The sequence below is a fragment of the Reyranella sp. genome, from assembly GCF_050185545.1.
GTDB lineage: Bacteria > Pseudomonadota > Alphaproteobacteria > Reyranellales > Reyranellaceae > Reyranella.
Genome location: NZ_JBFWZI010000256.1, coordinates 1 through 8,520, shown reverse-complemented (window position 1 = coordinate 8,520; position 8,520 = coordinate 1). Strand labels below are relative to the sequence as shown.

Here is an 8,520-nt window from a genome sequence, read left to right as displayed (position 1 = left end):
AGCGCCATCGGAGTGGCGCGCTCCCAGCCATGAGGAGATCATTCACACCAGCCGATAACCGACGCCCGGCTCGGTCAGGACGTGCCGCGGTGAGGACGGGTCGGCTTCGATCTTCTGGCGCAGCTGGCGGACGTAGACGCGGAGGTATTGAGGGTCGACGGTCTCGTCGCGCCACACCTCGCGCAGCAGGTGCCTGTGGGTCAGCACCTTGCCGGCGTGGATCGCGAGCTGCTCCAGGATGTCGTACTCCTTGGGCGAGAGCTTCACGTCCTCGGCGCCGCGGCGCACCAGGTGGCGCACAAGGTCGACGCTGAGCTCGCCGCTCGTGAAGGTGCGCTCGGCGCCCTGTTGCTGCAGGCGATGGCGCAGCGCGGCGCGCAGGCGCGCCATCAGCTCGTCGGCGCCGAACGGCTTGGTGACGTAATCGTCGGCGCCGGCATCGAGCGCCGCCACCTTGGCAGCCTCGTCGCCGCGGCTCGACAGGACGACGATCGGCACCGGCGAGATCGCGCGGATGCGGCCGATCAGCGCTTGGCCGTCGATGTCGGGAAGGCCGAGATCGAGCAGGATCAGGTCGGGCCGGTGATGGCGCAGGGCCGACAGCGCCTCGCCGCCGGTCGCAGCCTCGAGCGCGCGGTGCTCGTGCGCCGTCAGGATGGAGCGCAGCAGGCGGCGGATCGGCGGCTCGTCCTCGACGATCAGGATGGTGGCGGCGTCGCCGGTCACGCCGGATAGCTCATGGTGAAGCGCGCGCCGGATCGATCGGTCCGATTCGCGGCCGCGATCGTCCCGCCTTGGGCCTCGATGAAGCCCCGGGCGATGGCGAGGCCCAGCCCGGTGCCGGCGCGCCGCCGGTCGCCGTCGTCGACGCGGTAGAACTTGTCGAACAGGCGGTCGAGGGCGCCGGCGGGCAGGCCCGACCCTTCGTCCTGCACGACGATCTCGATCCGATCGCCGGCGCGGCGCGCCAGCACCTCGATCCTGCCGCCCGGCTCGGAGTATTTCGCGGCATTGTCCAGGAGGTTGAACAGGGCCTGCTCGGCCAGCACGAAATCGAGCGACAGGGTGGGCAGTTCGGGCGCCACCGACGACACGACGGCATGACCCTCGAGCAGCGGCGCGGCGCGGCGCAGGGTGGTGGAGACGAGGTCGCCGACATCGACAGGCTCGAGCCTGGGCGCGATGGCCCCGGCATCCAGCCGCGTCATGTCGAGCAGGTTGCCGACGAAGCGGTCGAGCCGCCGGGACTCGCCCAGCGCGGTCTCGACCAGCTCCTTGCGCGTCGCCTCGTCGTAGCGCCCGCCGCCCTGCAAGGTCGACAGCGCGCCGATGATGGAGGCGAGCGGCGTGCGCAGGTCGTGCGACACCGACGTCAGCATGGCCGAGCGCAGGCGCTCGCGCTCGGCGCCGAGCCGCGCCTGGTCGATATCCTCGGCCAGGGTCACGCGCTCGATGGCGACGGCGGCCTGGCTGCCGACCGCGTCGAGCAGCCGACGGTCGGCGGCGCTGAGCTCGCGTCCCGGCTTGGACAGAATTCCGATCACGGCGAGCGGCGAGCCGCTGGTGCGGATCGGCACGAACAGCCAGCGCGCGCCGGGCAGGGTGTCGGTGCCGCGCCCTGTCGGATGGTCGGCCTCCCACGACCAGCGCGCCGCGGCGAGGTCGGCGTCGCTGAACTCGCTGTCGGGCGGGAAGGCGGCGTGCGGCACCAGCCGGCCGTCGGGCCCCTTCTCGGGCATCAGCATCACGATCTCGGCGTTGAGCGGCCGCGCCAAGTGGCTGACGACGATCCACAAGAGGTCGTAGAGGTCCACGACGCCAGCGATCTTGCGGCTGAAGGCGTAAAGCTCGGCGGTCGCGCGCGCCTCGCGGCGCGCCGATTCGGTGCGCGAACGAGTCCGCGCCGCGAGCGTGCTGGCGACGATCGCCACCACCATGAAGAAGAATAGCGCCACGATGTTGGCGGGATCATGGATGGTGAACTTGTAGAGCGGCGGGATGAAGAAGAAGTTGTACGACAGCACGCCCAGCGCCGAGACCCAGAGCGACGGCACCAGGCCGTGGCGCGCGGCGGCGACCAGCACCGGCACGACGAAGACCAGCGAGATGTTGGGCAAATCGATGTAGAAGTCGATCAGCTTGCCGAGGGCGGTGGCCGCCAAGGTCGTCAGCAGGCCTTCAAGATAGGGGCCGGGCGAGCGCGGGATTTCGGACAGCCAGTCGGCCGCGCCGACCGGGGTCTTCTCCGCGTCGGACGGCGCCACCTCGATGGCGAGCCCCGATCCGCTGCGCACCAGCTCGTCGACCACGGAGCCATGCCTGAACTCGAACCAGCGCGAGCGGCGCGACTTGCCGACCACGACCCGGGTGGCGTTGCGGGCGCGCGCGAACGCCAAGATCTCCTCGGTCACCGAGCGGCCGGGCAGCGTGACGACCTCGGCGCCGAGTTGCGTCGCCAGGCGCATGTTCTCGGTGAGATGGTTGCGCTCGGCCTCCGACAGGACGGCGTGGCGGTCGGTCTCGACATAGAGCGCGATCAGCTCGGCATCCAGACCGCTGGCAGTGCGCCGCGCAGCGCGCACGGCGCTGGCCGCGACCGGGCTGGGATCGAGGCAGACGATCACCCGCTCGCCCGCCGCCCACGGCCCCGGGATGGCGTGCTCGCGCATGTAGCTGCGCATCTGCTCGTCGACCCGTGCGGCGGTGCGGCGCAGCGCCAACTCGCGCAGCGCCGTGAGATTGCCGGGCGAGAAATAGTGGCGCAGGGCGCGTTGCGCCTGCTCGCGGACATAGACCTTGCCCTCGCGCAGGCGCGCCATCAGATCGGCCGGCGTCAGGTCGACCAACTCGACCTCGTCGGCGGCGTCAACGATTCGGTCCGGCACCGTCTCGCGCACGCGGATGCGGGTGATGCGCGCGACCACGTCGTTCAGGCTCTCGACGTGCTGGACGTTCATAGTCGAGTAGACGTCGATGCCGCAGCCAAGCAGCTCCTCGACGTCGAGATAGCGCTTGGGATGGCGGCTGCCGGGGGCGTTGGTGTGCGCCAGCTCGTCGACCAGCACGAGCGCCGGGCGGCGCTTCAGGATGGCGTCGAGATCCATCTCGCCCAGCGTGCGGCCCTTGTACTCGACCATGCGGCGCGGCACGACCTCGAGGCCGGCCAGCTGGGCCTCGGTCTCGGCCCGGCCGTGCGTCTCGACCACGCCGACCACGACGTCGACCCCGTCGGCCTTGCGCCGGCGCCCGGCCGACAGCATCTCCCAGGTCTTGCCGACACCCGGCGCGGCGCCGAGAAAGATCTTGAGCTTGCCGCGCGTCTCCCGTTCCGCCGCCTCGAGGAGCGCGTCGGGCGAAGGGCGCCTGTCTTCAGCGGTGCCGGCCATGCGCGATCGAAGATGTCACTACGATTTCAGGGCGTCGAGCGCCATGTTGAGCTGCAGGACGTTGACGCGCGGCTCGCCCAGCACGCCGAGAACGCGGCCTTCGACATGCTGATGGACGAGCTCGCGCACCTGGGCTTCCGGCAGGCCGCGCGCCCTGGCGACGCGCGGCACCTGGAACCAGGCGGCGGCCGGCGTGATGTGCGGGTCGAGGCCGCTCGCCGAGGTGGTGACCAGGTCCACGGGGACGGGAGTGCCCGGATTCTCGGCCTTGAGCCTGTCGACGTCGCGCTGGATGCGCTCGATCAGCGCCTTCGAGGTCGGTCCCACGTTGCTGCCCGACGAGTTGGCGGCGTTGTAGGGCGCCGATACCATCCTGGTGGAATCGTTGGGATCGGGCGCGCTGGTCGCCGACGGCCGACCATGGAAGTAGCGGGCATCGGTGAAATTCTGCCCGATCAGCTCGGAGCCGATCACCTTGCCGTCCCTCAGGACCAGGCTGCCGTAGGCCTGCCGCGGGAACACCAGCTGCGCGATCTCCGTCATCGCCAGCGGATAGACGAGCCCGGCGATGATCGTGAATGCGACCATCATGACGATGGCAGGGCGGAGTTCCTTCAACATGGTTTGTCCTCATCTCATTCTCCTCCCCAGCGAAGACGCTGGGGAGGACAAAAACTCACGCCAACCCCACTGTCGCGATCAGCAGGTCGATCAGCTTGATGCCGACGAACGGCACGGCGATGCCGCCCAGGCCGTAGATCAGCAGGTTGCGCACCAGTGCCTGGGAGGCGCCGACCGGGCGGTACTGGACGCCCCTCAGCGCCAACGGGATCAGGGCGACGATGATCAGCGCGTTGAAGATGATCGCCGACAGGATGGCGCTCTGCGGCGTCGCGAGCTGCATGACGTTCAGCGCCTCGAGCTGCGGGTAGAAGGCCAGGAACATCGCCGGGATGATGGCGAAGTACTTGGCGACGTCGTTGGCAATCGAGAAGGTGGTGAGCGCGCCGCGCGTCATCAGCAGCTGCTTGCCGATCTCGACGATCTCGATCAGCTTTGCCGGGTCGCTGTCGAGGTCGACCATGTTGCCGGCCTCGCGTGCCGCCATCGTGCCGGTGTTCATGGCGACGCCGACATCGGCCTGGGCCAGCGCCGGCGCGTCGTTGGTGCCGTCGCCGCACATCGCCACCAGCTTGCCCTCAGCCTGCTCGTCGCGGATCAGCTTGAGCTTGGTCTCCGGCGTCGCCTGGGCGAGGAAGTCGTCGACGCCCGATTCGGCGGCAATCGCAGCGGCGGTGAGCGGATTGTCGCCCGTGATCATGATGGTGCGGATGCCCATCTTGCGCAGCGTGGCGAAGCGATCGCGGATGCCGCCCTTGACGATGTCCTTGAGATGGATGACGCCCAGCAGCCTGCCGTCGCGCGACACCGCGAGCGGCGTGCCGCCGGCCTTGGCGACCTTCTCGGCAAGCGATTCCACCTCGCGGGCGACGTTGGCCGGGCTTGCCTTGGCATTGCTGTCGGCGATCACGGCGTCGACCGCACCCTTGCGGATCGACGAGCCGTCGACGTCGATGCCGCTGATGCGGGTGTAGGCCGAGAACGGGATGAACCTGGCATGCAGGGGCGCCATCTCGCGGCCGCGGATGTCGTGCTTCTCCTTGGCCAGCACGACGATCGAGCGACCCTCCGGCGTCTCATCCGACAGCGAGGCGAGCTGGGCGGCATCGGCCAGGTCACGCTGGTCGATCCCGGCCACCGGAAGGAACTCGGTCGCCTGGCGGTTGCCGAGCGTGATGGTCCCGGTCTTGTCGAGCAGCAGGGTGTCGACGTCGCCCGCCGCCTCGACGGCGCGGCCCGACATGGCGAGCACGTTGAAGCGCACCAGACGGTCCATGCCGGCGATGCCGATGGCCGACAGCAGCGCGCCGATGGTGGTGGGGATCAGGGTCACGAACAGGGCGACCAGCACCAGGACGCTCATGGTGCCGCCGGCGTACGCGGCGAAGCTCGGGATACTGGCGACCGAGAAGACGAAGATGATGGTCATGCCGGCGAGCAGGATGTTGAGGGCGATCTCGTTCGGCGTCTTCTGGCGTTCTGCGCCCTCCACCAGGGCGATCATGCGGTCGAGGAAGGTCGAGCCCGGCTGCGCGGTGATGCGCACCTTGACCCAATCGGAGATGACCTGGGTGCCACCGGTGACCGCCGAGCGGTCACCGCCGCTCTCGCGGATCACCGGGGCGGATTCGCCGGTGATCGCCGCCTCGTTGATCGAGGCGACGCCCTCGATCACCTCGCCGTCAGACGGAATGAAGTCGCCGGTCTCGACCAGCACAATGTCGCCCTTCCTGAGCCTGGCGGCTGGAAGCGTCGCGAAGCTGGTCGTTGAAACGTCTGCCAACCGTTTGGCGATGGTCTCCGTCTTGGCCTTGCGCAGTGTCGCGGCTTGCGCCTTGCCGCGGCCCTCGGCGACCGCCTCGGCGAAGTTGGCGAACAGCACGGTGAACCAGAGCCAGAGATTGATCTGCAGCGAGAAGCCTAGGCCGCCGGCGCCGGTCGCGAGGTCGCGGATGAACAGGATCGTGGTCAGCGTCGCCACGACCTCGACCGTGAACATCACCGGGTTGCGGATCATGACGCGCGGATCGAGCTTCCTGACGGCGCCGGCCAGCGCCGGCCCGAGGATGCCGGGATCGGCCAGGGTGGCCACTCCTGCCCGCTTGCGGGAATTGAGAGCGAGTTCCATGGGGAAAGCCCCTGCCTCGGTGATTCAGCTCAGTAGAGCGTGCCGGCGAGCATCGCGAAGTGCTCGACGATCGGGCCGAGCGCGAGAGCCGGGAAGAAGGTGAGGCCGCCGACGATCAGGATGACGCCGACAACCAAGCCGACGAACAGCGGTCCGTCGGTCGGGAAGGTGCCAGCCGAGGCCGGCACGATCTTCTTGGCGGCAAGCGAGCCCGCGATCGCCACCATGGGCACGATCATCAGGAAGCGGCCGATGAACATCGCGAGCCCGATCGTGGTGTTGTAGAATAGCGTGTTGGCGCTGATGCCGGCGAACGCCGAGCCGTTGTTGCCGGTGCCCGAGGTGTAGGCATAGAGGATCTCGCTGAAGCCGTGCGGCCCGGCGTTGGCCGGCCCGGCCAGGCCGGCCGCGGTCACCGTGGCGATGGCGGTGAAGCCCAGAATCGAGAGCGGCAGGACGAGGATGGCGAGCAGCGCCATCTTGACCTCCTTGGCCTCGATCTTCTTGCCGAGATATTCCGGCGTGCGCCCCACCATGAGGCCGGCGATGAACACCGCGATGATGGCAAACAGCAGCATGCCGTAGAGGCCGGCGCCGACGCCGCCGACGATGATCTCGCCGAGCTGGATGTTGAACAGCGGCACCAGACCGCCCAGCGGCGTGAAGCTGTCGTGCATGGAATTGACCGCGCCGCAGGAGGCGGCGGTGGTGATGACGGCGAACAGCGCCGAGTTGGCGATGCCGTAACGCACCTCCTTGCCTTCCATGTTGCCGCCGGCCTGCAGCGGGGAAGCGTTGGCGTCGACGCCGAGCGCGGCGATGTTGGGATTGCCGGCCGCCTCCGCCCAGTAGGCGACGGAAACGCCGCCCAGCCACAGGATGCCCATGACCGCCAGCACCGCCCAGCCCTGGCGCTGGTCGCCGACCATGCGGCCGAACACATTGGTGAGGGCGGCGCCAATCGAGAAGATCAGCACGATCTGCACGAAGTTCGTGATGGCGCTGGGATTCTCGAACGGATGGGCGGAATTGGCGTTGAAGAAGCCGCCGCCGTTGGTGCCCAGCATCTTGATGGCTTCCTGCGAGGCGACCGGTCCCTGGGCGATCACCTGGCGCGCGCCCTCGAGCGTCGTCGCCTCGGTATAGGCGCCGAGATTCTGCGGCACGCCCTGCCAGACGAAGAACAGGCCGACCACGATCGAGATCGGCAGCAGGATGTAAAGAGTACAGCGGGTCAGATCGGTCCAGAAATTACCGATGCCCCTGGCCGAGCGGCGGGCGAAGCCGCGGACCAGTGCGATCGCCAGCGCAATGCCGGTCGCCGCCGAGACGAAGTTCTGGACGGTGAGCCCGGCCATCTGGACGAGGTAGCTCATCGTGGCTTCGGGCACGTAGGACTGCCAGTTGGTGTTGGTGTCGAAGCTCATAGCCGTGTTGAAGGCGAGGCTCTCCTCGACCGCCGGCTGGCCGGCCGGGTTGAACGGCAGCACCGGCTGCAGGCGCATCAGGGTGTAGAGGCCGAGAAAGCCCACGAGGTTGAACAGCAGCATCGACACGGCATAGCTGAGCCAGCCCTGGTCGCTGCGCGCGTCGACGCCGCTCAGCCGATAGATGCCGCGTTCGAGCGGATCCAGCACGGGCGAGAGAAAGGTGCGCTCGCCCGCGAAGACACGCGTCATGTAGCCGCCGAACGGCTTGACGAGCAGCACGACCACCAGCGCGAACAGCGCGATCTGGATCCAACCGTCCAAGGTCATGGCCAGGTCCCCCTAGAAGCGCTCTGGCCGCAGCAGGGCGTAGACCAGGTAGATGAACAGTCCGAACGTCACGGCGGCGCCCAGGATGTAGTCGATCGGCATGTCGGCCTCCTCACAGCCCGTCGCAGGCCCAGGCATAGGCGATGGCCAGGACGAACGCGCCGCAGCCGACCGCGATCAGGATGATGTCGAGCATCGAGGGCTCCCTCGGGTTTCCCGGTTCACAGCCGATGAGTGAGCCGCTCGTAGGCGATGAAGAGGCAGAACAGGACGAAGCCGGCATACAGGGCGAGGTCGATCATGGGTACGCTCCTCGCCGCCATAGAAGGTCGCCGATGCATAGGAATTCGAGCCGGCCGACGACGCCGCGGCATAGAAGCGGCATAGGAATTTTGTCTTCCGGACCGTGGGCGTTTCGCCCACTCATGAAATCATGAGCGGGCGAGACGCACGCGGTCCGGAAGAGACGCGCCGGAAACGCTCGACCCATAGACCTCGCGTCTGCCGGAAGCGCGCCACTCCGATGGCGCTCGGGGATGTGTAATCACCAGGAAGCGCGCCATCGGAGTGGCGCGCTCCCAGCCATGAGCTTGCAACAGCACCGCCTGCGCCGTCTTCACCATCGTCG

The 8,520-nt window shown here is 68.4% G+C and carries 6 protein-coding genes; all 6 read right to left on the bottom strand.

Going from position 1 to position 8,520, the window contains the following annotated elements:
- Positions 1 to 42 precede the first annotated feature (42 nt).
- From AB7O82_RS35130 to AB7O82_RS35105, 6 genes are read right to left on the bottom strand one after another with little or no spacing between them, the layout of a single operon-like run.
- Entirely contained in the window at positions 43 to 726 is a 684-nt protein-coding gene (locus tag AB7O82_RS35130; protein WP_428621556.1) for a response regulator, read from the bottom strand.
- Positions 723 to 3,386 carry a DUF4118 domain-containing protein gene (locus tag AB7O82_RS35125; protein ID WP_428549087.1) on the bottom strand — a complete coding sequence of 888 codons (2,664 nt, stop codon included), beginning with the start codon at positions 3,384 to 3,386 and terminating at the stop codon, positions 723 to 725. The genes AB7O82_RS35130 and AB7O82_RS35125 overlap by 4 nt, the downstream gene beginning before the upstream one ends.
- An 18-nt stretch (positions 3,387 to 3,404) precedes the next feature.
- Positions 3,405 to 4,007 (bottom strand): K(+)-transporting ATPase subunit C, encoded by a 603-nt coding sequence (locus AB7O82_RS35120; RefSeq protein ID WP_428549085.1) that lies wholly within the window; start codon positions 4,005 to 4,007, stop codon positions 3,405 to 3,407.
- Positions 4,008 to 4,062: 55 nt separating this feature from the next.
- Entirely contained in the window at positions 4,063 to 6,135 is a 2,073-nt protein-coding gene (gene kdpB / locus AB7O82_RS35115; RefSeq protein ID WP_428621554.1) for a potassium-transporting ATPase subunit KdpB, read from the bottom strand.
- A 29-nt stretch (positions 6,136 to 6,164) separates the two neighbouring features.
- Positions 6,165 to 7,892, bottom strand: a complete 1,728-nt coding sequence (gene kdpA / locus AB7O82_RS35110) for a potassium-transporting ATPase subunit KdpA (protein ID WP_428549081.1) — start codon at positions 7,890 to 7,892, stop codon at positions 6,165 to 6,167.
- A 12-nt stretch (positions 7,893 to 7,904) separates the two neighbouring features.
- A complete protein-coding gene (locus AB7O82_RS35105; RefSeq protein WP_428549079.1) occupies positions 7,905 to 7,994 on the bottom strand; it encodes a K(+)-transporting ATPase subunit F in 90 nt (29 codons plus the stop codon).
- Between the last annotated feature and the right edge of the window lie 526 nt (positions 7,995 to 8,520).

Coding starts and splice junctions, on each gene's coding strand:
- AB7O82_RS35125 (WP_428549087.1), bottom strand. CDS start 3,386: ATGGCCGGCACCGCTGAAGACAGGCGCCCTTCGCCCGACGCGCTCCTC.
- AB7O82_RS35120 (WP_428549085.1), bottom strand. CDS start 4,007: ATGTTGAAGGAACTCCGCCCTGCCATCGTCATGATGGTCGCATTCACG.
- kdpB (WP_428621554.1), bottom strand. CDS start 6,135: ATGGAACTCGCTCTCAATTCCCGCAAGCGGGCAGGAGTGGCCACCCTG.
- kdpA (WP_428549081.1), bottom strand. CDS start 7,892: ATGACCTTGGACGGTTGGATCCAGATCGCGCTGTTCGCGCTGGTGGTC.
- AB7O82_RS35105 (WP_428549079.1), bottom strand. CDS start 7,994: ATGCCGATCGACTACATCCTGGGCGCCGCCGTGACGTTCGGACTGTTC.